The organism is Cupriavidus sp. DL-D2, assembly GCF_039710735.1.
GTDB lineage: Bacteria > Pseudomonadota > Gammaproteobacteria > Burkholderiales > Burkholderiaceae > Cupriavidus.
This window is the reverse complement of the sequence record NZ_JBDKXK010000002.1, coordinates 282,313-303,753: the sequence shown is the minus strand read 5'-3', so window position 1 is coordinate 303,753 and position 21,441 is coordinate 282,313. Positions and strand designations below refer to the sequence as shown.

Sequence of the window (21,441 nt, the reverse complement as noted above, 5' to 3'; positions counted from 1 at the left end):
ACCGCATTGTCATTTCTACAAAAGCGCGGGCAAACCCTGCCTCTGGCCATTGGATAGCCGCCTTACACTCCCGGGGTGCATGCAGAGGTACGACGATTGAGGGAGATCGCCGGGCGCGTGTACTCACGTATTTCCCATAAAAAGAGAAAGTCAGAAAGCATGCGTACCCAGGCGCTGGAACAGGCGATCAATGCCGTGGTCGCTGTCAACGCGCGCAACCAGGTCACCCTGTTGGCCGCCGCGGCAGAGGCGGTGGCGGCCCTGGCACGCGACGTCCCCTCGCACCAAATCATGGCCGACCTGTGTCGCAGCGTGGAGCGCATGTCTCCCGGCGCTATTGCGGCCGTCATGCGCGTGGAGCATGGCCGGCTCAAGCTCGTGGCCATGCCTTCCGCCGATCCGGCCGCGCTGGCGCCATTCCGCGACCTGCCCATCGGGCTGGAATCGGGGTCCTGCGGTGCCGCCGCCTTTCTGGGCCAACCCGTGGCCGTCTACGACATTGCCGGGGATTCCCGCTGGGAACCGCTGCGCGAAGCGGCGCTGGCCGCCGGACTCGCCGCTAGCTGGTCGACTCCGGTACGCGCCGCCGATGGCAGTGTGCTCGGCACTTTCGCACTGTGCTTTGCCGAGCCGCGCCTGCCCGACGCCTTCCACGAGAACCTGGTGGCCGTGGCCACCAATCTCTGCGCGCTGGCGCTGGCGCGCGACCATGCGCAGGACCGCATCCATCGCCTGGTCTCCTACGATGCGTTGACCGGCTTGCCCAACCGCCAGTTGCTGCTATCGCGCACCGACGATGCCGTAGCCCAGGCCAATGCCGGCGGCACGCCCCTGTCGATGCTGTTCATCGACCTGAACGATTTCAAGCATGTCAACGATGTGCAGGGCCACGGCGCGGGCGACCGATTCCTGACCGAAGTGGCTGCGCGGCTCCAACTCGTGGCACTGAACTGCCATGCCGACGCTGTCGCAGGCCGGCTCTCGGGCGATGAGTTCGCGATCCTGCTGCCCGACCACGCACAGGACCGCGCCCTTGCCGCCGCCCATGCGCTGCTCGACGCGCTGTCGGCACCGGTCGTGCTGACGCACGGCCATCGCCTGATACCGTCGGCCAGCATCGGCATCAGCGTGCTGGGCGGCCCGGGTGGCGATGGCGGCCGGGACCGCGCCACGCTGCTGCACCATGCGGACCTGGCCGTCTATCAGGCCAAGCGGCGCCGGCCACGGGAGCGCGGCAACCACGTGTGCGTCTATGACGCGTCGCTGGCGCGCCGGCTCGGTGACCGGCGTGCGCTCGAACTCGAACTGCGCGATGCCATCGCCGATGGCGCGCTGCGCATGCACTACCAGCCGCAGATCCATCTGGCTTCCGGCAACCTGTGGGCGGTGGAAGCCCTGGCGCGCTGGCCACATCCGCGACGGGGCGATGTGCCGCCTGCGGTCTTCGTACCGCTGGCCGAGGAGTCGGGCCTGATCGTGGAACTGGGCTACTGGGCCATCCGCGAGGCCTGCGCACAGCAGGCCCAATGGCGTCAGACAGGCACGGCCGTGCCGGCAATGTCGGTCAACCTGTCGCCGCTGTCGATCCGCGATCCCGGTCTCTCCGAAGTAGTGGCGCAAGCGCTGCAGGCCAACGGCCTGTCGCCGGGCGAGCTGACCATCGAGATTACGGAAAGCGTCTTCCTGGAACAGGCCGCCGAGGCGGAGACAGCCATCGCAACCATCGCCACGCTGCGGCGGCTTGGTGTGCGGCTGTCGATCGATGACTTCGGGACGGGGTTCTCCAGCCTGAGCCGGCTGACGCGCCTGCCGGTGGAAGAAATCAAGCTGGATCGCAGTTTCCTGCTTGACCTGGAAACCAGCGAGGCCACGCGGACGCTGGTGGAGGCGGTGATCCGCATCGGCCGGGCCCGCAATCTCAACGTGGTGGCAGAGGGCGTGACCAGCACCTTCCAGCGCCAGTTTCTGCTCGAACAAGGCTGCCACGTGGGACAGGGCTTCCTGTTCGCGCAGCCCCTGCCCGCTGCGGCTATCGCAGGCTGGCAGCCACAGACGGCCTGGCCGGGACTGCCTGGCTGAGAACGCCTAGTTGCCGAACGGGTTCGGCACGGCGCTCGGGGGATCGTCACCGAGATCGAACTCGTCGCGTACATCGTCGACCACGGCGCGAATCGCCTGCTCGTAGCCGCGTGCATTGCCGAAGCGTCCCATGTCCCAGTTCCGGCCCCGCGCATCGCGTGCGTGCGGCACCGGATCGGGCACACGCACGCGCATGCCCTCGTCCGCGATCTCGTCGATCTGCTGAATGCGTCGGCTCACCTCTTCCTTGATGACCCGCCGGCTGCGCTCGCGCTTGGCCATGAGCCGCCTCCTGTCGGTGGTTGGTCCGCGGCCATCCTAGCACGCGGCCATCCCCCGGGGCAGCAGGCGATCAGAGCGCCGCCTTGGCCGCCTGATATGCCGCATACAGGCGCTGGAACACCGGACCCGGTTTGCCACTGCCAATGGTCTTGCCGTCGATGGTCACCACCGGCAGCAGCTCCTTGCTGGCCGACGAGATCATCACCTCGTCCGCGCCGAACACTTCGTCGCGCGCAATGCGGCGTGCCGTGAACGAGATATCCATCGCCGCGCACAGTTCTTCCATCAGGCCGTAGCGGATGCCTTCCAGGATCAGGTTGTCCTTCGGCGGCGCGGCCACGCGGCCCTGGCTGACCACCCACACGTTGGAGGCCGATGCCTCGGTCAGATAGCCGTCGCGAAACTGGATGGCCTCGGTCACACCCGCCTCGGCCGCCACCTGCGCCGCCAGGACGTTGCCCAGCAGCGACGTGGACTTGATCTGGCAGTTGAGCCAGCGGCGGTCTTCCATCGTCACGCATGCCACGCCCTGCTGCACCGAGGCAGCCGGAGGCAGCACCATCGGATTGGTCATGATCAGCACGGTAGGCGTGACTTCCTTTGGGAAGGCATGCGCACGCTTGGCCACGCCACGCGTGACCTGCATGTAGATCATCTGGTCGGCCAGTCCGTTGGCATCGATCACCTTCTGGATTTGTGCGTGCCATTCCGATTCCGTATAGGGATTGGGAATGCCGATGCCATCCAGGCTGCGCGCCAGGCGCGCCAGATGTTGCGCCCCGCGAAACGGCTTGCCGTTGTAGATGGGAATGACCTCGTAAATGCCGTCGCCAAAGATGAAGCCCCGGTCGAGGACAGGAATGCGGGCTTCGGAAACGGGAAGCAGGTCCCCGTTCAGGAAGACGATGGATTCGGCGGCAGCTTGGGACATGGCGATTTTCGAAGGCTCGGAAAGAGAAAGGTGTACCGGCATTCTTCCACACGCCCCTTCCTGCCCTTATGCAAAATCTGCATGCCGCGCTTCAGGAAATTGTCGAACTTACCGCACTCCGGCAATTTCGGCGCTTCAGAATTTAATTATTTAAATACCAACGCGGGTCTGAATTGAATCTTTCTTAATTCACTGCCTGCCGCCCGGAAAGCCTTGCTGCTGGCCGTTTTCCACGTGCTATATTCGCCACGCAGTACCTTCTCTCCGCAGTGAACTGCTGCGCAATCTTCACAGGGCGCCCCATATGAAGGAACTCCTGTCAGGCCTGCGACACGTCCGACTCCGCAGATTGCGACCGGCCCTGCTGTTGGCGCTGCTGCCTGCAACCTTTCCAGCGGGAGGCATTCCCGATGCGGCGGCACAGACCACCCGAACGCCCCCGCCCCCGACCGCAGTCACACCTTCCACCCCGGCATCCGCCCCCGCCTCCGATGCCACTGCCCTGCCCCCGGGGCGCAGCCAGACCCTGACCTTCGCCCAGATGGGCGCGAACTACACGATCCCGCTGCGCGGGCTGGACCCGGACCGCACCGTCAATGTCGGCGTACGTCTGGACGAAGTGGTGACCGCCGCCAAGCTGAAGCTCGTCTTCACGTATTCGCCCTCGCTGATCTATCCGCTCTCACACCTGAAGGTGCGGCTCAACGACGAAGTCGTGGCCACGATTCCGCTAGACAAGGAACACGCGGGCCAGCAGATTTCGCGTGAGATCGATCTGGATCCCCGCTTCTTTACGGACTTCAATCGCATCAACGTGCAGATGATCGCGCACTACACGCTCGATCATTGCGAGGACCCGTACCATTCGAGCCTGTGGACCGACATCAGCCCCACCAGTTCGCTGACGCTGACCAAGGCCGGCATCACGCTGCCCGACAGCCTGGCGCTGCTGCCCGCGCCGTTTTTCGACCGGCGTGACAATCGCCGCGTGACCGTACCGTTCATGCTGCCCGCCGGTGCCGATCCCGCAACACTGCGCGCCGCTGGCGTGGTGGCGTCGTGGCTGGGCGCGTTGGCCAGCTATCGCGAACTGCGCTTCCCCGTGGCACGCACCGCGCCAGCCGATACCAACGCGATTGCGCTGGTACTGCCCAATGCCCAGCCCGACGGCATCCGCATCGAGAAGATCGAAGGCCCGTCGGTCAGCGTGATGCCGAATCCGGCCGATCCGTCGCGCAAACTGCTCGTGCTGGCCGGCCGCACGCCGCAGGAGCTTGAAATCGCCGCCAACGCCGTGGTGCTTGGCAAGGCTGGCATGGCAGGCCCGCGCGCCGCCGTGCAGTCGGTGGACCTCGGCAAGCCACGCCGCCCGTATGACGCGCCCGCCTGGGCACCGGTGGATCGTCCGGTCATGTTCAAGGAACTGGTGACCGATCCGCAGCAGTTGCAGGTATCGGGCGCCACACCCGACGCCATCCGCGTGAACCTGCGCGTGCCGGCCGACCTGTTCGGCTGGAACGACCGTGCCGTGCCGCTGAGCATGAAGTATCGCTACACCGCGCCGTCCACGTACAACGACTCGGTACTCAGCATCGACGTCAACGACCAGCTCGTGCGCTCGTACCGGCTCAAGCCGCTGACGGTGCAGACCGACGAGAACGTGGTAGCCGTGCCGCTGCTGTCCGGCGGCAGCGCCACGGTCAGCAACTCGATCCTGATCCCCGCGTTCCGTGTGGGCAGCAACAACCAGATGCAGTTCCGGTTCCATATCGATTCGCAGAAGACCGGGCTGTGCTCGTCCACCGCCGCCAACGTGGCGCGTGCGGCGGTGGACCCCGATTCGTCGATCGATTTCAGCGGCTTCCTGCACTACGCGGCGATGCCGAACCTCGCCTTCTTCGCCAACAGCGGCTATCCGTTCACGCGCATGGCGGACCTCTCGGACACCGCCATCGTGATGCCCGATGCGCCCACCGCCACCGATCAGGAAGCGCTGCTGACCGTGCTCGGCCATATGGGCAAGTGGACCGGCCTGCCGTCGCTGCGCGTGACCGTGGTGCCGGCCAAGTCGATCGAATCGGTCAAGGATCGCAATCTGGTGGTGATCGGCACGGGCAGCGCCGCGCAGGTGCTGCAGGGCTGGGGCAAGTCCCTGCCGTTGCTGATCGAACGCGGCAAGACCGAGATCACGCTGCGCGACCAGCGCACCCATGCATGGTCGAACTGGCTCAGCGGGATCGAGGAAGAGAACATCTCGCCGGCGGGCCGCGCGATCCTGACCGCCGATGGCCCGATGGCGGCGCTGATCGGCTTTGAATCGCCATTTGCAGAACAGCGCAGCGTGGTGGCGATCACCGCATCGAGCGACGAACGCGTGCGAGACGTGCTCGATGTGCTGGAAGATCCCGGCAAGGTGTCGCAGATCCGTGGCGACCTGACCGTGATCCGGCAGCGCGAGCTGGAGGGGCTGCGGCTGGGCGACACCTACTACGTCGGCAACCTGCCCTGGTATGCGCGGCTCTGGATGAAGATGTCGGCGCATCCGGCGCTGCTGGCCGTGGCCGGCATCCTGGCCGGGCTGCTCGTGGCACTGACGCTGTTCTGGGCGCTGGGCCGGCTCGCGGCGCGGCGCAATGGTGGCTGACGTGCCAAGGGCGAAGGGCTGGCTGCGACGAATGGCTGCGGGCTGCCTGCTGGTCTGCGCGCTGGGTGGCGTCGCGCCCGGCTTCGCCGCCACCTGCCCTTGGCCCGACTACGAAGCCTTCCGCCGCACCACGATCAGCCCGGATGGCCGCGTGATCGACGCCAGCACGCCGCAGCAGGCCACGGTGTCCGAAGGACAGGCTTACGGCCTGTTCTTTGCGCTGGCCGCCAATGACCGCGCCACCTTCGACAAGCTGCTGACCTGGACCGAGAACAACCTCGCCCAGGGCGATCTCGTGGCGCATCTGCCCGCGTGGATCTGGGGCAAGCACACCGAAGGCGATCAAATCGGCAAGTGGGGCGTGCTCGATGCCAACCCCGCCTCCGATGCCGACCTGTGGATCGCCTACACGCTGCTGGAAGCGGGCCGGCTCTGGAAGGAGCGCCGCTACACGGCACTGGGCACGCTGATGGCGCGTCGCGTGATGCGTGAGGAAACGGCGGTCCTGCCTGGCCTGGGCCGCACGCTGTTGCCGGGGCCCGTGGGTTTCCATCCCTCGCCCGATCTCTGGCGGCTCAATCCCAGCTATGTGCCGATGCCCGTCATGCGGCGCCTGGCCGCAGCACTGCCCGAGGAAAGCGGCTGGCAGGCACTGGTGGAGACCTCGGCCAAACTCATCGTCGATACCGCGCCGAAGGGCTTCTCGCCGGACTGGGTCGGTTATCAGAAGGGGCGCGGCTTCGTGCCCGATACGCAGACGCTGGCCAACGGCTCGTACAACGCGATCCGCGTCTATCTCTGGATCGGCATGATGGCCCCGCGCGACCCGCTGCGCACCACGGCGCTGCAGGCATTCCGTCCGATGGCCGACTACGTGGCCACGCATGGCCACCCGCCCGAGCACGTCGATACGCAAGCGGGCACGTTCGGCCCGAACGCTGGCAACGGCGGATTCTCCGCAGCCGTGGCGCCCTACCTCGCCGCGCTGGGGCAGGACGGCGTGGCTGCCAAGCAGGTAAGCCGCGCCCGCACGCTGGCCGCGCAGGAGCCATTCGGTTACTACAGCCAGGTGCTGGCGCTGTTCGGGCTTGGCTATCTGGAAGAACATTTCCGCTTCGAAGCGGACGGCACGCTGGTGCCGGCCTGGGATGCCACATGCCCCGCCACGCGTTAGCCCCTGCGCTGGCGCTGCTGCTGGCCAGTCCCGCCCTTCCCGGCCTTGCTGCCAATGCAGCGCCAGCATCCGCAGCCGCACCGTCCGCGCAGATGGTGCAACTGTTGTCGGCCGCCCGGATGTGGGAGGCCAAGAATCGCGCCGACATGGCGCGCGGCATTCTGGAAAAAGCGCTCGTCATCGATCCCAGGCAGCCCGAGGCCCTGAAACTGATGGGGCTGATCGAGATCCGCTCGAACCGCCCCGCCGAAGCGGACAAGTATCTCAAGGCACTACAGGCCGCCGCGCCGGGCAGCGCCGCCGCGCTCGAACTGGAAGACGCCTACCGCATCGCCACGCGTGACAAGCGCGAGATGGCCACCACACGGCTCGCGGCGCGCACCGGCAAGGACGACGAAGCCGTGGCACGCCTGCGCAAGCTGTTTCCGCGCGGCGCGCCCGATGGCGATCTGGCGCGCGACTACTACCGCATCCTGTCGAGCACTGCAGCAGGCCGCAACGAGGCGATCTCGGAACTGCGGCGCCGCACCCGCGAGCATCCCGATGACAACTACCTGCAACTGGCGCTGGCAGACCTGCTGACCGACCGTGAAGCCACGCGGCAGGAAGGTCTCGGCATTCTCTATCGCATGACGCAACGGCCCGACGGCGACCGCACCACGGCACTGGACCTGTGGCGCCGTACGCTCAATCGCGTCAACGACGACCCCAACTACTACGTCTGGTTCGAGCGGTACGTGAAAGAAGCGCCCGATGACAAGTCCGCGCAGGAAACGCTGGCCGCGCTGGGCAAACGCGCGACCGCCCGGCAAAAGGTGGAAGCAGACCCGGCCTATCAGGCGCGGCAGCGCGGCCTGAACCAGCTCGAACGCGGCAACACGCGTGACGCCGACATCGCGCTGCAAAAGGCGTATCAGAAGCGCCGTAACGATGCCGAGGTCGTGGGCGGTCTCGGACTCGTGCGGTTGCGCGAAGGTCGTCACGACGAAGCACGCGAACTGTTCACGCGCGCGCAGCAGCTCGATCCCAGCAACAAGTGGCGCGGTCTGATTGCCACGGCCACGTTCTGGGGCACGGTCGCCCGTGCGCGCGAGGCCAACCAACAAGGTAAGCCCGCCGAAGCCGAAGCACTGGCGCGTCAGGCCCTCGCCCAGCAACCCAACAACGAGAACGCCGAGGCCGTGCTGGCCGATGCGCTCGTCGCGAAGAACAAGGACGCGGAAGCCGAGGCGCTGTTGCGCAAGATGCTGGCGCGGCCCAAACCGGAAGTCGGCACGCTGCGCACGCTGGCCGAGTTGCTGCAGAAGGAAGGCCGCGACGATGAAGTGGGCCCGCTGATCGCCAGCCAGGAAGCGCGCATGCGCGGTTCGGCCAGCGACCTGCGCGCGATGCGTGCGGACCTGCTCTCCACCCGCGCGGACCGCCTGCTCGCGCAACAAAAGCGCAGCCCCGCCATCCACAATCTCGAAGACGCTATCCGTCTGCAGCCCGATGCGCCGTGGACGCGCTTCACGCTCGCACGTGTCTATCGCGATCTTGGGCTGCCCGCACTCGGCCGCAGCGTAATGGACGATGGCATGCGAACCGCGCCGAACAGCGAGATGCGCTATGCCACCGCGCTGTATCTGAACAGCGTCGATGACATCGACGCCGCTGCAACCATCCTCGCTGCCGTGCCGCAGGCCGACCGCTCCGAAGGCATGCGCAATCTCGGCCACAACCTTGCGGCCCAGCAGATGCTGCGCGATGCGCGCCAGCGCGTGGCCGAAGGCCGCGATGCGGAGGCGCGGCAATTGCTGGAACAGGCTGCTGTGGAAGCGAAGGATGACGGCCACATGCTGGCATCGATTGGCCGCGAATGGATTGCATTGGGCGAAGCCGACAAGGGACTCGCACTGGTCAGCGACTGGCTTGCCGCACATCCCGGCGATCCGCACATCGACATCCGCCTGCGCTATGGCGAACTGCTTGCCGCAGCCGATCGCGACGATGCCCTGCGCCAATGGATCGCGGAGACCAACGCCCTGCCCGGCATCACGCCCGAAGAACGTCGCGACGTGGCCGACCAGTCCCTGCGCCTGGCGCTGCGCGAGACAGACCGGCAGATCGATGCTGGTGACTTGAAACAGGCACAGCGCACGCTCGACGCCGTGCCCGCCGCGCAGCAGACCGACCGGCGCTGGCTGCTGACACTGGCCGATCTGCGCGAAGCCGATGGCGACTACAAGGGCGCCGCCGATGCCGCGCGTCAGGTGCTGGCCACGCAGCCGCATGACGCCGGCGCGCAACTCACGCTCGCACGTCAGTACGAGCGACGCGGCGACACCACGCAGGCGCTCGACATCGTGCGCACCGTGCTGGCCGAAACACCCGAGGACGATATCGATACACGCCTGTCGGTAGCGCGCCGCTTCACCGCGATGCGCCACGAGGACGAAGCCACTGAAGTCGTGGATGCCCTCGACGCACGTTTTCCGAATCGCGCCGATATCACGGTGCAGCGCGGACGCATTGCCCAGTCGCGTGGCGACTTCAACGACGCCGCGCAGATCTATCGCTCGGCGCTGGGCCTGGAGCAACGCGAGAGCGTCACCCCCGGCCGCGATGGCACGCCCGCACAACGCGCGCTTGCCGGTCTGGAAGCACGTCGTCAGGGCGAAGTGTCCACGGCGGTGATGCAGTCGAACAAGTCCGGCGACGATGGCATCTCCAAGCTTCATGCCACCGAGATCCCGCTCTATGTGCGGATTCCGAACGGCTACGCGGGCCACGCCTTTTTTCATGCCGATACCGTGCTGCTCGATGCCGGCACGCTGCGCGGCGCCAGCAGCATCCGCAACCTCGAGTTCGGCAAAATTCCCGCGCTGGGCAATGCTGGGCTCGGCAATATCGGCGAAAACGACAAAGGTGTGGCGCTGGCCGCTGGCTACGAGTACGACGGTGCCTACAACAGTTGGCGCGCCGATATCGGCACCACGCCGCTGGGCTTTCTCGAATCCACCGTGGTAGGTGGCTTCCGCTATCGCGCGGACCTGGGTGCGCAAGCCGTGACCGTCGATATCTCGCGGCGCGCGCAGACCAGTTCCCTGATCTCGTACGCGGGCGCGCGTGACCCGGTGACGGGCGAGACATGGGGCGGCATCGTGCGCAATGGCGTACACGTGCGGTACGCGCGCGACGTGGGCCGCGTCGGCCTGTTTGCCGACGTCGGTTACGGCCTCTACACTGGTGACAACGTGAAAACCAATCGCGAAGTCACAGTGCGCACGGGCTTCGATGTGCCGGTCTACACGCAGCGCGACCAGCGCGTGACAAGCGGCCTGGTGGTCAACTACTGGCACTACTCGGAGAACCAGCGCTTCTACACGTTCGGCCACGGCGGCTACTACAGCCCGCAGCGCTATGTGTCGTTCGGCATTCCGCTGGACTGGACAGGCCGCTACGCCAAGTGGTCGTGGCGCTTCATCGGCTCGGCGGGGTGGTCCTTCACGTACGAGGACGAAGCGCCATTCTTCCCGACGCGCCCGGACCTGCAGGCACTCAGCGGCGATGCAAAGTATGGCGGCGGATCGGGCGGTGGATTCAGCTACACGCTCGGCGCCACGGTGGAATACACGTTCGCGCCGCACTGGGTGGTGGGCGCGGGATTTTCGATCGACCGCTCGCGCGACTACGCGCCGAACCGCGCCATGGCGTGGCTACGCTACCTGTTCGACAAGCGGCAGATGCCGGTGCCCTTCCCGCCCACGCCGGTCCGCCCCTACTCGGCCTATTGAGATAACGAGCCAGCGATGAACGACGCCGCCAGCCGCCCCGCTTCTTCCCCTGCGTCTTCGCGCGCCCCGCTGCTCGCGCGACTGCAGGCGCGCAGCATGCTCGCCATCGAAGGACTCGCGCCCGCACTGGCCACGCTGACGCCGGGCCGGGCACACGTGGTCTACGCGCGGTCCTCGCCTGCGCGCGATGCGCTGTTCTGGCAAACCGCCGCATCTGCATTGCGCGGCCCCGCCTGTGTACTGGCGAACCGCGATGCGGCAGGCATTGCTGGCGCGTTGCGCGAACATGGCCTCGATATCGACGTGCCGCGCGCCATGCATGCGCGTGCCAACCTGTGCGCCCTGCAACCCCAACCGGGCCGCGCCGGCATCGATGCATTGATGGAAGCCCTGGACGCGCTGGTGGATCAATGCGGCGCGCGTGGCACACCGTTCCTCGTGGAAGGTGCCGAAGCGTTTATCGACTGGCAGGACGCCACTGCGATGACGCAGGCCGGTGGACGTCTCGGCGATTGGTGCGCGCAGGAGCGGTGCGCGCTGCTGCTCGTGATGGCACCGCCCGAACTCGAAGCGGGCCACGCGCCGCCTGACCTGCAAGGGTTTCATGGGCGCTTTGCCGGAGCGGTGCAGTTATCTCAGCAGCAGGGGCAATACACCTGGGAAGTGGCCTTCTGGCGCGACGATCAGGCCGTGGTGGCCGGTGAAGTGATCCGTCTGCGCTTTGCACCGCACGAGCAGCGGCTGATGGTGGCCGCCGATACCTACCAGGGCGCCGTGGAAGATGCGGGCATGCTGGCGCCGGACGAGGATCGCGTGATTGCCAGTCGCGACGCCGTGCTGCGCGAGCGCTTTATCCCCGAATCCTGGCGCGTGGTGGATAGCAATGAAGCCGCAGTGGCAACCGCGAGCAAATCGGTGGCAGCCACTGTGATCCTGCACTACGCCGGCAGTCGTGACCTGGAGATGCTGGCGGGGCAGGTCCACCGGTTGCGGCGCAGTGGGGGCCGCGCCTTGAAAATCGTAATCCGCGAGGACCGCGAAGCCATGCGCCAGCACTACGAACTGCTCATGCTGAACCTCGGCGCCAATGCCGTGGTTGCGCAACGCACGCCTTTCGCGCGTATGCAATCCATGATCGATGGCCTGCAAGGACAGGTGTTCTCACGGCCCATCCTTGCCGACTATCACGAAGCGCTGTCGGCCGTGCTGACCACCACGGCCAGCGGCTACGTCACCGCCTCGACCTTCATCGCACTGGTGCGCGATGCGGTGGACCGCAGCCGCATGGTCAAGCTGCCGCATGTGCTGCTGCAACTGCCGCTGCTGCCGGAGGTGGCGCACATCGACGCCCTGCGCGCCTGCCAGATGAGCCGCGCGGGCGATCTGTGCACGGCTGGCGCCGACAGTCTCTACGCTTTCTTCTTCGCCTGCCGCATGGACGATGTGGATGCGGTCTGCCAGCGCGTGTTCCGCAAACCCATGGCCGATCTGTTCCAGGGCGACCTGCGCAGCGGCGATGCCGAATCCATCACGGCAGTGCTGACCCGTTTCGATGCCGAAGTGGCCGAGTATCCGCCGCCCGACTACAGCACGTGGCTGCCTGCGCAGCGGGACAGCCATCCGCCCGCGCAGCCGGAAACCTCCAGGGGTACCGTCATCGTCGATGCACCCGCACCGGCCACGCTGCCGCTGGTGACACCCCGGCGCACCACGCAGGGTGCCGCACGCGCGCTGCCCGAGCACTATCCGGTGCCACTCAAACCTCAGGACTGACCCATGCCCATCTTTCTCGGCTACTTCATCTGGGGACTGATCCTGGCGGCGCCACTGGCGTGGCTGACGTGGCGCCTCGACCTGCTGCGCTGGCTGCCGCGCTGGACAGCACCCCGACCACGCCGCGCCGTGCGCCTGCCGCCGCAGTTGCAGGCCATGGTGATACGCGGCAAGCGGCAGGTGCGCAGCGGAGACGGCCGATGAGCGACATGAGCCGGACCATCGCAATCGTGTCCACCACGGGCGGCGCCGGACGCAGCACGCTCACGGCGGAGTTGGCCTCGCTGCTGGCGTGGCGCAACCATGCGGTGCTCGCCATGGAGTGCGATCCGCGCAATGTGCTGGGATTTCACTTCGGCCTGCGTGAGGCGGCCATCGACGGACTCGGTGCCTGCCTGCACGCTACCGCGCCCGCGTCATGGGCGGCAGCGGGCCAGCGCAGCGACGATGGCGTGCTGTTCGTCCCCTGGGGCGACAGCGTCGAAGCCGGTGCGATGGAGCGCCTGCCCGCGAACTGGCTCGCCCGTCAGGTGGAAGCCGTGGATCTGCCCAACGGTGGCGCGATCCTGATCGACACCACGCCGTGGCCCTCCGCCCATGCGGACCAGGCGATCGACGCGGCTGACCTTGTGCTGGTGCTGCTCCCGACACAGCCCGAGACCTGCCTGACGGTGCGCCGCCTGGCCGACAGCCTCGCTGCACGCGGCAAGACCGCGCGGTATCTCGCCACGCGGCTGAATCCTGCCCGTCAGCTTCATGTCGACATCATCGCCATGCTGCAGGCGATGCTGGGCGCCGCGATGTTGCCTTATCACGTGCACGAGGACAGCAGCGTGCCCGATGCGTTGGCGCGCAGCGAGAGCTTTAGTCGCAGCACGCCGCACTCGCAGGCCGCGCACGATCTGAATGGCCTCGCATCGTGGCTGGCCGCGTGGATCGACACCCCCGAGTCCGCCATCGCAGAGGGGAGTGCGGCATGAATGCGCGCTCGCCGGGTATGCGGATGCGGTTCGCGTCGGTACGCGACTGGCTGTCGCGCCAGCTCGGCGTTGGCACCAGCACCAGTGCCCAGCCGCATATCGGCGACTGGTTGCTGCGGTTGTTCTTCCAACCGCCCCGCCCCGGCAAGCCCGACATCCCCGCCGAGTGGGCCACCTTGCTCTATCGGCGCGCACTCGCCCGGCTAGGTGTCGCCAATGGGCGCAACCGCAATCACATCCACGCCGGCACGTGGATCTGGCGACTGTTCGTGCGTCCGCCGAAACCCCGCGTGCGACTGGCAGCCGATCCGCGCAAACAGCGCAGCGGTACGGTCGACCCCGAGCGCACCGGCTGGCTGCGGCGCGCGCTCGACCGTATCGTCGAACCTGTATGGCACGGCATGAGCCGTTTGCGGTACAAGCTATCGAAACGGTTGCCGCGGCCCGACTGGAATCGCGTGGCGTACGTCACTGAAACGATGTCGGCGCGCATCGGCCGCATTCCGTTCGTACTGCCTGTCTCGCTGGTGCTCGCCGCTATCGCCGTGCTCGCGGTCAGCACAACGCCGTTGCCGCTGGCGGATCAGATCCTGATGTTCGCCGTGATCTGGATCGGCTTGTCGATCGTGCGACGCGTACCCGGCCGGCTGGCCACGATCACGATGATCGCGCTGTCAACGCTGATGGCGGGCCGCTACATGTGGTGGCGTTCCACGCAGACGCTGCAGTTCGCCACGCCCACCGAAGCCGCCATAGGCTATATCCTTTTCGCGGCGGAAATCTATACGTGGATCGTGCTGGCACTCGGCTATCTGCAGACCGCCTGGCCGCTGCACCGCAAACCCAAGCCGCTGCCGGTGGATGCCACGCAGTGGCCGACGGTCGATGTCTTCATCCCCACGTACAACGAATCGCTGAACGTCATCCAGCCAACTGTCTTCGCCGCGCGCAGCATGGACTGGCCCGCGCACAAGTTGCGCGTGTTCATCCTCGACGATGGCCGCAGGCCCCATATCGAGGCGTTCGCCAGGGAGGCAGGCGTCGGCTATCTGACACGTACGGACAACCGTCACGCCAAGGCGGGCAACATCAACGCGGCGCTGCCAAAGACCCATGGCGATTACGTGGCGATCTTCGACTGCGACCACATCCCGACGCGTTCCTTCCTGCAGATGACGATGGGCGAGTTTCTCGCCGATCCGAAATGCGCGCTGGTGCAGACGCCGCACCACTTCTTCTCGCCCGATCCGTTCGAGCGCAACTTCGACACCTTCCGTCGCGTGCCAAACGAGGGCAGCCTGTTCTACGGACTGATCCAGGACGGCAACGATTTCTGGAATGCCACGTTCTTCTGCGGATCGTGCGCGGTGATCAAGCGCGGGCCGCTGCTCGAAGTGGGCGGTATCGCTGTCGAGACCGTGACCGAGGATGCACACACGGCGCTGAAGCTGCACCGCCGTGGCTACAACAGCGCGTATCTGCGCACGGTGCAGGCCGCAGGGCTCGCAACGGAAAGTCTGTCAGGCCATATCGGGCAGCGCATCCGTTGGGCACGCGGCATGGCGCAGATCTTCCGGCTCGACAATCCAATGCTCGGCAAGGGACTGAAGTTCTTTCAGCGCCTCTGCTACAGCAACGCGATGCTGCACTTCTTCTACGGCATCCCCCGGCTGATCTTCCTGACGATGCCGATTGCATACCTGTATTTCGGGCTGCACGTGATCAATACCTCGGCACTGATGATCACGGCCTATGTGCTGCCGTACCTGATGATCGCCAACATCACCAACTCCCGGCTGCAAGGCCGCTTCCGGCATTCATTCTGGGCCGAGGTCTATGAATCCGTGCTGGCGTGGTACATCGTGCTGCCCACCACGGTGGCCTTCATCAACCCGCGCGCCGGCAAGTTCAACGTCACGGCCAAGGGCGGGCAGATTGCCGATGACTACCTCGACTGGACTATCTCCAAGCCGTACCTGTTCCTGCTGGCCCTGAACATCATCGGCCTGGGTGCGGGCATCGGACGGCTGCTGTTCCAGGGCACCGAGGAACCCGCCACGGTGCTGATGAACATGGCGTGGGCACTGTTCAACCTGATGATGCTGGGCGCGGCCATCGGCGTGGCACGCGAGGCGCGGCAGGTGCGCGTGTCGCACCGCATTCCCATGCGCGTGCCGGCCACGCTGCTGCTGCCCGATGGACGCACGCTGGCGTGCAAGACCGAGAACTATTCGATGGGTGGTCTCGGCGTGGTGCTGCCGATCGACGTGCCGCTGCAGGAAGGCGCACGCCTGGGCGTCTGCCTGTCGCGCGGACCGCGCACCTATCACTTCCCCGCCGTGGTCACGCGCAACGTGAATCGCCATCTCGGCGTACGGATGGAAGACCTGACGGTACAGCGCGAAACACAACTGATCCAGTGCACGTTCGGCCGCGCCGACGCATGGATAGACTGGCTCGATGACGAGCGCGTGGACGCGCCACTTCGCAGCCTCAAGGAAGTGATCGAGATGGGCTATCAGGGCCTGCTGCGGCTCTACGATGCCTTCATGGATGCGGTGGACGTCATCGTCGCGCGACGACGATCGCGCCAGCCCTGACCGTTCGCACGGCAACGCAAGCGAGACCTCATGGGACTCTGGAACCTCTACTTCCTCGTCAAGCTCTACCTGTTCCATACCGGGCAGATGCATCCGATATGGCTCGTCAACATCGTGTTCGCGCTGCTGCTGGTGGCGCCGATGGAGTCGCGCCCGCTGCGCATCATCCGCCAGCTTCTGGCCATCGGCTTCGGCGCCGCGCTGGCGTGGCACGAATCCACACTGCCGCCGTTCGAGCGCGTGATTTCGCAGTTCACCAACATCAGCGAGTTCACACCGGCCTACCTGCTGGAACTGCTGCAGCGGATCGTTTCGATCCAGCTCGTGGTAGCCGCCCTGCTGGTGCTTGCACTGTTCCTGCTGGTCAACCGCTGGGTGCGCACCACCACGTTCGTACTGATCGCACTGTTCGCGATGCCGTTCTGGTATGGGCTCGGCGTCAACCTGCCGGGTGCCGGCGCACGACAGGCCGCCGCGCGCACGGCCGACAGCCCGCGTGCGAACATCGACGCCACCAATAATTACGACGCCATCCTGGCCGCGTTCCGCGAGAAGGAAGCACAGCGCAGCGCCACCATGACGCCGCTGACGGCGAGCCCCGATGCGCAGTTCGACGTCATCCTGCTGCATATCTGCTCGCTGTCCTGGGACGATCTCGACGCGGCCAAAAGCACCAACCATCCGCTGCTCTCGCGCTTCGACTACCTGTTCAAGAACTTCAGCTCGGCGGCCAGCTACAGTGGCCCGGCGGCCATCCGCGTGATGCGCGCCTCGTGCGGGCAAGAGGCGCACAAGGACCTGTACGATCCCGATCCCGAGCAATGCCATCTGTTTGCCGATCTGGCGCAGGCTGGATTTGCGCCGCACATCCTGATGAACCACGATGGCCGCTTCGACAATTTCCGCGCCATCGTGGAAAAGGAGATTGGCGTGCCGGGCATCCAGGCCGAGGCCACCGAAGGCGTACCGGAGGCCATGCGCTCGTTCGACAATTCCCCGATCCTCGGTGACTTCGCCACCTTCGACCACTGGTACAGCCGGCTGCCGAAGACGCGCAAACCCGTGGCGCTGTACTACAACACGGTGACGCTGCACGATGGCAATCGGCTGCCCGGCAAGCGGCTGACCAGCCTGGAGTCGTACCCGCTGCGCCTGAAGGCTCTGCTCGACGACGTGGACCGCATCATCGACTCGATCGAGAAGTCGGGCCGCCGCGCTGTGGTGGTCTTCGTGCCCGAGCACGGCGCAGCGCTGCGCGGCGACAAGAACCAGATCTCGGGCCTGCGGGAAATTCCCACGCCGCACATCATCCACGTTCCCGTTGGCGTCAAGCTCGTGGGGCTGCCCGCACCGCAGGCACAGTCGCAAGGACAACCCGCTGCACCTGTGACGATCGACGCACCGATGAGTTTTCTCGGTCTGTCGCAACTGGTATTCAATCTCGTGGCCGACAGCCCGTTCCGTGCGGGCGCTCCCGCGCTGACGCACTACGCCGAAGACCTGCCACAAACAGCGATGGTGGGCGAGAACGAGGGCACGATCACGATGAAACGCACCGAAGGCTACGTGATCCATACCCCGGACGGCGTATGGGTGGAACAGAAATGAGCAAGGTCACCGGCCTGAGCCGGTCCATCACGTCGCGCAAGGCCGGCATCGCCTACAACGATATCGACGCGCTGGCCCGTCATGTCGAGGGCTTCGACGCGCAGCACTACTTCGACCAGCAGGGCGAGGTGGAGACCCATGCAGCCATGCAGCGGTGGCCGATGCTGGCGCGAGCGCTAGGCATCGCGCCTGCATCGGATCTTCCCGATACCACCCCGGAATCCTAATGCCGCCACCCCTCGCGAGAGGGGCCGAGAATCACACCCGCATGACACTGCGCGTCACGGATTCGTCATAAACGCTGCCTAGACTCTGGACCTTCCAATTCCCTGGTCCTTTCGTCATGTCCGGCTTTCTGGTGGATCCTATGGCTGCCCGACCGCGCTTCCGGCAGCCCTGCGCGGAGGATCTGGCCGCGCCGACGCCATCCGTCACCACCGACCATACGAACCAGGATGTGCTCGATGTCTTCGGGCTGCACCGCGACCTCGCCTGCCTGCCCGTCACCGAGCAAGGCAAGCCCATCGGCCTGATCAACCGGTCGATCTTCCTGTCCCAGATGAGCAAGCCGTATCACCGCGAACTCTACAACCGCAAGAGCTGCATCGCGTTCATGGACAAGGAACCGCTGGTGGTGGACGCGGCCATGAGTATCGACGCCCTCACCTTCCGTACCGTGGAGTACGGCGAGAAAGCGCTGGCCGATGGATTCATCATCGCGCGCGACGGCCAGTACATCGGGTTGGGGCAAGGTCTGCAACTCATGCGCGTAGTGGCGGACATGCAGGCCGAGCGCAACCGCCAGATCATGCACAGCATCGACTACGCCAGCACGATCCAGCGGGCGATGCTGCGGACCTCGCGCGAATCCCTGGCGGCCACGTTGCCCGACGCCGCGCTGGTCTGGGAACCGCGTGACGTGGTAGGCGGGGATTTCTATCACTTTGCCGCGTTCGAAGATGGCTGGTTCGCCGCGCTGGCCGATTGCACCGGCCACGGCGTGCCGGGCGCATTCATGACGCTGATCGCATCGTCGCTGCTCGGCCAGGCGCTGGATCAACTCGGACCGCGCGATCCCGGCGCACTGCTGGCCGCGGTGAATCGCGGCATCAAGCAGATGCTCGGACAGAACGATCGCGAGCCGCGCCTGGTGCCAGACGCGTCGGCGTCGGACGATGGCATGGATGCCGCGTTCTTCTGGTTCGACAATGCCACGCGTGCACTGACATTCGCCGGGGCCAAGTCGTTTGTGTTCGTCCGCCAGCCAGGCGACGCCGATGGCGAGATGGTCAACGGCGCGCGCATGGGCGTGGGCTACGTGGACACCGCCATGGATTTTGCCTGGCAGAACGTCACCGTCCCCACGCAAGCGGGCACGCTGGTATTCGTGACCACGGATGGACTGGTCGACCAGATCGGCGGCCCTCGCGAAATCGCGTTCGGCAAGCGGCGCATGCGCGAGGCGATCTGCGCGCAACCCGACGCCTCGGCCGTAAGCGTCAGCGAGACCGTGCTCGACGCGCACCGGGCCTGGCAGGGCGAGCAGCGTCGTCGCGACGACCTGACCTTCTTCTGTTTCCGCGCGCGATGACCATTCCGGCCGCGCGCCACATCCCCCGCACATGACTGCCGCACATTCGATTGACAAGGAATATGAGCCGTTCTTCCAGATGGCTCGGGAACGCAACGTGATCTTCTACTACGTCGGCTATTTCTCGCAGAACATCATCGCCGCCATGTCCGATGCCGTGCGCCTGCAGCTCACGGTCAGCGGCGTGGATGGTCCTACGCGACGCAAGCTGTTCTCCTCGTTCGTGGAGATGGCGCAGAATATCGTGCACTATTCGTCCGACTCGCTGACGGAAGAATCCCATTCTGACGGGCAACTGCGCCACGGATCGGTCTGCATCAGCATGGTGGACGAGCACTACCGGCTGATGTGCTCCAACCCGGTATCGTCGATGCGCGTGGAGCAACTGCGCGGCGCGCTGGAAAAGGTGCGCACGATGACGCTGGACGAGATCAAGGTCGCCTACAAGCAGACGCTGCGCGCCGAAGCACCGGAAGGCAGCAAGGGGGCAGGACTCGGACTCCTGACGATGGCACGCGATGCCAGCGCCCCCCTCGAATACAACTTTCAGCCGATCGACACGGACCCGGTCTCGACGATGTTCCAGCTCGTCGCCACCATCTGATCCGCCGATCGCACAGAGCCAGCCATGGAAAACCTGTTCATCGCCGCCACGCCAAGCTCGCCAGAAGTGAGCTTCGACTTTGCGCGCCACACGCTATCGCTCAAGGGCGAATCCTATCCGGAGAACGCGGCCGTCTTCTACGGCGAAGCCATCGCCCGCCTGCGCCGCTATCTGGCCGACTACGAGGACGCGTCGGTCACGGTCAACGTGGCGCTGACGTACTTCAACAGCTCCAGCACCAAGATGCTGTTCAGCATGTTCGATGCGCTCAACGAAGCCGCCGAACGTGGCAACCATGTGCGCCTGCACTGGTTCCACGACGAGGACGACGACACGATCCTGGAGTTCGGCCAAGAACTGCATGCCGACTTCCCGGCCATCGACTTCATCGACGAAGTGACCGCCAACAGTTGAACCGTTGAACGCCCCCCGCGACATCCTTCCGTCCGCCGTGACCGAGCCGGACCTGTTCGACTCCGAGAACAGCGTGCTCGCCCACGCGAAGGCCGTGTTCTGCGACGTGGACGCCGGCGAGGACGCCTATCGCCATACGCTGGGTCAGTTGATCAGCTACTACGAGCGGCTGATGCGCGAGACCCGTCGCCTGATCCGTCGCAGCGACCGCGAGGAACTGGAGATGAACCGGCTGAACCACCGGCTCCAGGAACTGGCGCAGGAGCTGGAGTATCGGGCCACGCACGACACACTGACCGGTGCACTGAATCGCGGCGCCGTGATCGACCTCGCCACCGCCGCACTGGCGCGCGGAAGCCTGGCGCTGATCGTCCTCGACATCGATCATTTCAAACGGCTCAACGACGATTTCGGCCACCCCGTGGGAGATGCCGTGATCTGCGGCGTGACCGCGTGCCTCAAGGACACGATCTGCGCGGAAGGTGCCATCGGCCGCGTGGGTGGCGAGGAATTCGCGGCGCTGCTGCCCGACGTCGCCCTGCCGGACGCCATGGCCCTGGCCGAACGGATGCGCGAGGCTATTGCCAGCTATCGCTGCGCCGCGCCAGTGGACCGGACCATCACCGCCAGCTTCGGCGTGAGCTGGTCCGCCCAGGGCCGCACCTTCGCCCATGCCTACGGTCGCGCCGACGAAGCGCTCTACATGGCCAAGCGCGGCGGCCGCAACCGCGTGGAGCAGGCCGCCGCCTGACCTCCTTCCTGGCCCTACCGTTCGATGCGGTTCGGATGCGTGGCGTAGTACGCCAGCACGATCGACGCCGTCAGCGCCATGCCGGCCACGGCAAACGCAATCAGGGTGGGAAAGGCAATGCCCGAGCTTTCCTTCGACATGCGTGACTCCGTGAGTGTGGTTTTAACGCGTGATCTGAGGCGTAGTCAGTTTCAGCGTAGTCAATCCATCCGCATTTTGCGAATCGTCTTATGT

At 65.9% G+C, this 21,441-nt stretch carries 17 protein-coding genes; 14 read left to right on the top strand and 3 right to left on the bottom strand.

Translation table 11 applies throughout. The annotated features are described in order from the left end of the window. Positions 1–159 precede the first annotated feature (159 nt). Positions 160–2,079 carry an EAL domain-containing protein gene (locus ABDB81_RS02475; protein WP_346809612.1) on the top strand — a complete coding sequence of 640 codons (1,920 nt, stop codon included), beginning with the start codon at positions 160–162 and terminating at the stop codon, positions 2,077–2,079. Positions 2,080–2,085: 6 nt separating this feature from the next. Here ABDB81_RS02475 and ABDB81_RS02470 read toward each other — a convergent pair whose 3' ends face one another. Then, positions 2,086–2,361, bottom strand: coding sequence for a hypothetical protein (locus ABDB81_RS02470; protein ID WP_137928587.1), 276 nt, complete (start codon positions 2,359–2,361; stop codon positions 2,086–2,088). 70 nt (positions 2,362–2,431) lie between these two features. Then, positions 2,432–3,292, bottom strand: coding sequence for a D-amino acid aminotransferase (locus ABDB81_RS02465; RefSeq protein WP_346809610.1), 861 nt, complete (start codon positions 3,290–3,292; stop codon positions 2,432–2,434). Positions 3,293–3,641: 349 nt separating this feature from the next. On the opposite strand from ABDB81_RS02465, the gene bcsB reads away from it, so the two are divergent. The 13 genes from bcsB (at position 3,642) to ABDB81_RS02400 (ending at position 21,207) form a co-directional block, all read left to right on the top strand. Next, positions 3,642–5,936 (top strand): cellulose biosynthesis cyclic di-GMP-binding regulatory protein BcsB, encoded by a 2,295-nt coding sequence (gene bcsB, locus ABDB81_RS02460; RefSeq protein ID WP_346809608.1) that lies wholly within the window; start codon positions 3,642–3,644, stop codon positions 5,934–5,936. A gap of 31 nt (positions 5,937–5,967) precedes the next feature. Continuing rightward, positions 5,968–7,110, top strand: coding sequence for a cellulose synthase complex periplasmic endoglucanase BcsZ (bcsZ, locus tag ABDB81_RS02455; RefSeq protein WP_346809606.1), 1,143 nt, complete (start codon positions 5,968–5,970; stop codon positions 7,108–7,110). Further along, positions 7,092–10,886, top strand: coding sequence for a cellulose synthase subunit BcsC-related outer membrane protein (locus tag ABDB81_RS02450; RefSeq protein ID WP_346809604.1), 3,795 nt, complete (start codon positions 7,092–7,094; stop codon positions 10,884–10,886). Before bcsZ ends, ABDB81_RS02450 begins: the two co-directional genes overlap by 19 nt. A 15-nt stretch (positions 10,887–10,901) precedes the next feature. Next, positions 10,902–12,659, top strand: coding sequence for a cellulose biosynthesis protein BcsE (bcsE, locus tag ABDB81_RS02445; protein WP_346809602.1), 1,758 nt, complete (start codon positions 10,902–10,904; stop codon positions 12,657–12,659). 3 nt (positions 12,660–12,662) lie between these two features. After that, entirely contained in the window at positions 12,663–12,863 is a 201-nt protein-coding gene (locus tag ABDB81_RS02440; RefSeq protein ID WP_137927860.1) for a hypothetical protein, read from the top strand. Then, a complete protein-coding gene (gene bcsQ, locus ABDB81_RS02435) occupies positions 12,860–13,639 on the top strand; it encodes a cellulose biosynthesis protein BcsQ (protein ID WP_237380135.1) in 780 nt (259 codons plus the stop codon). The genes ABDB81_RS02440 and bcsQ overlap by 4 nt, the downstream gene beginning before the upstream one ends. Then, positions 13,636–16,239, top strand: coding sequence for a UDP-forming cellulose synthase catalytic subunit (gene bcsA, locus ABDB81_RS02430; protein ID WP_346809600.1), 2,604 nt, complete (start codon positions 13,636–13,638; stop codon positions 16,237–16,239). Before bcsQ ends, bcsA begins: the two co-directional genes overlap by 4 nt. Positions 16,240–16,269: 30 nt before the next feature. Next, positions 16,270–17,847 (top strand): cellulose biosynthesis protein BcsG, encoded by a 1,578-nt coding sequence (gene bcsG / locus ABDB81_RS02425; RefSeq protein WP_346809598.1) that lies wholly within the window; start codon positions 16,270–16,272, stop codon positions 17,845–17,847. After that, a complete protein-coding gene (locus ABDB81_RS02420) occupies positions 17,844–18,074 on the top strand; it encodes a YhjR family protein (protein ID WP_237380137.1) in 231 nt (76 codons plus the stop codon). The genes bcsG and ABDB81_RS02420 overlap by 4 nt, the downstream gene beginning before the upstream one ends. A 140-nt stretch (positions 18,075–18,214) precedes the next feature. Further along, complete coding sequence (locus ABDB81_RS02415; protein ID WP_346809596.1) at positions 18,215–19,438, top strand: SpoIIE family protein phosphatase; 1,224 nt, start codon at positions 18,215–18,217, stop codon at positions 19,436–19,438. Positions 19,439–19,469: 31 nt separating this feature from the next. Next, complete coding sequence (locus tag ABDB81_RS02410; protein WP_137927864.1) at positions 19,470–20,042, top strand: SiaB family protein kinase; 573 nt, start codon at positions 19,470–19,472, stop codon at positions 20,040–20,042. A 24-nt stretch (positions 20,043–20,066) separates the two neighbouring features. Then, positions 20,067–20,456: a DUF1987 domain-containing protein gene (locus tag ABDB81_RS02405; RefSeq protein ID WP_346809594.1), complete on the top strand. Its 390-nt coding sequence runs from the start codon at positions 20,067–20,069 to the stop codon at positions 20,454–20,456. Positions 20,457–20,493: 37 nt separating this feature from the next. After that, positions 20,494–21,207, top strand: coding sequence for a GGDEF domain-containing protein (locus tag ABDB81_RS02400; RefSeq protein WP_137927875.1), 714 nt, complete (start codon positions 20,494–20,496; stop codon positions 21,205–21,207). 14 nt (positions 21,208–21,221) lie between these two features. On the opposite strand, the gene ABDB81_RS02395 is transcribed toward ABDB81_RS02400, so the two are convergent. Further along, a complete protein-coding gene (locus tag ABDB81_RS02395) occupies positions 21,222–21,347 on the bottom strand; it encodes a hypothetical protein (RefSeq protein ID WP_255459328.1) in 126 nt (41 codons plus the stop codon). Between the last annotated feature and the right edge of the window lie 94 nt (positions 21,348–21,441).

Coding starts and splice junctions, on each gene's coding strand:
- bcsA (WP_346809600.1), top strand. CDS start 13,636: ATGAATGCGCGCTCGCCGGGTATGCGGATGCGGTTCGCGTCGGTACGC.
- bcsE (WP_346809602.1), top strand. CDS start 10,902: ATGAACGACGCCGCCAGCCGCCCCGCTTCTTCCCCTGCGTCTTCGCGC.
- ABDB81_RS02395 (WP_255459328.1), bottom strand. CDS start 21,347: ATGTCGAAGGAAAGCTCGGGCATTGCCTTTCCCACCCTGATTGCGTTT.
- ABDB81_RS02410 (WP_137927864.1), top strand. CDS start 19,470: ATGACTGCCGCACATTCGATTGACAAGGAATATGAGCCGTTCTTCCAG.
- ABDB81_RS02440 (WP_137927860.1), top strand. CDS start 12,663: ATGCCCATCTTTCTCGGCTACTTCATCTGGGGACTGATCCTGGCGGCG.
- ABDB81_RS02475 (WP_346809612.1), top strand. CDS start 160: ATGCGTACCCAGGCGCTGGAACAGGCGATCAATGCCGTGGTCGCTGTC.
- bcsZ (WP_346809606.1), top strand. CDS start 5,968: ATGGCTGCGGGCTGCCTGCTGGTCTGCGCGCTGGGTGGCGTCGCGCCC.
- ABDB81_RS02415 (WP_346809596.1), top strand. CDS start 18,215: ATGGCTGCCCGACCGCGCTTCCGGCAGCCCTGCGCGGAGGATCTGGCC.
- ABDB81_RS02470 (WP_137928587.1), bottom strand. CDS start 2,361: ATGGCCAAGCGCGAGCGCAGCCGGCGGGTCATCAAGGAAGAGGTGAGC.
- bcsG (WP_346809598.1), top strand. CDS start 16,270: ATGGGACTCTGGAACCTCTACTTCCTCGTCAAGCTCTACCTGTTCCAT.
- ABDB81_RS02420 (WP_237380137.1), top strand. CDS start 17,844: ATGAGCAAGGTCACCGGCCTGAGCCGGTCCATCACGTCGCGCAAGGCC.
- bcsQ (WP_237380135.1), top strand. CDS start 12,860: ATGAGCGACATGAGCCGGACCATCGCAATCGTGTCCACCACGGGCGGC.
- ABDB81_RS02450 (WP_346809604.1), top strand. CDS start 7,092: ATGCCCCGCCACGCGTTAGCCCCTGCGCTGGCGCTGCTGCTGGCCAGT.
- ABDB81_RS02465 (WP_346809610.1), bottom strand. CDS start 3,292: ATGTCCCAAGCTGCCGCCGAATCCATCGTCTTCCTGAACGGGGACCTG.
- ABDB81_RS02405 (WP_346809594.1), top strand. CDS start 20,067: ATGGAAAACCTGTTCATCGCCGCCACGCCAAGCTCGCCAGAAGTGAGC.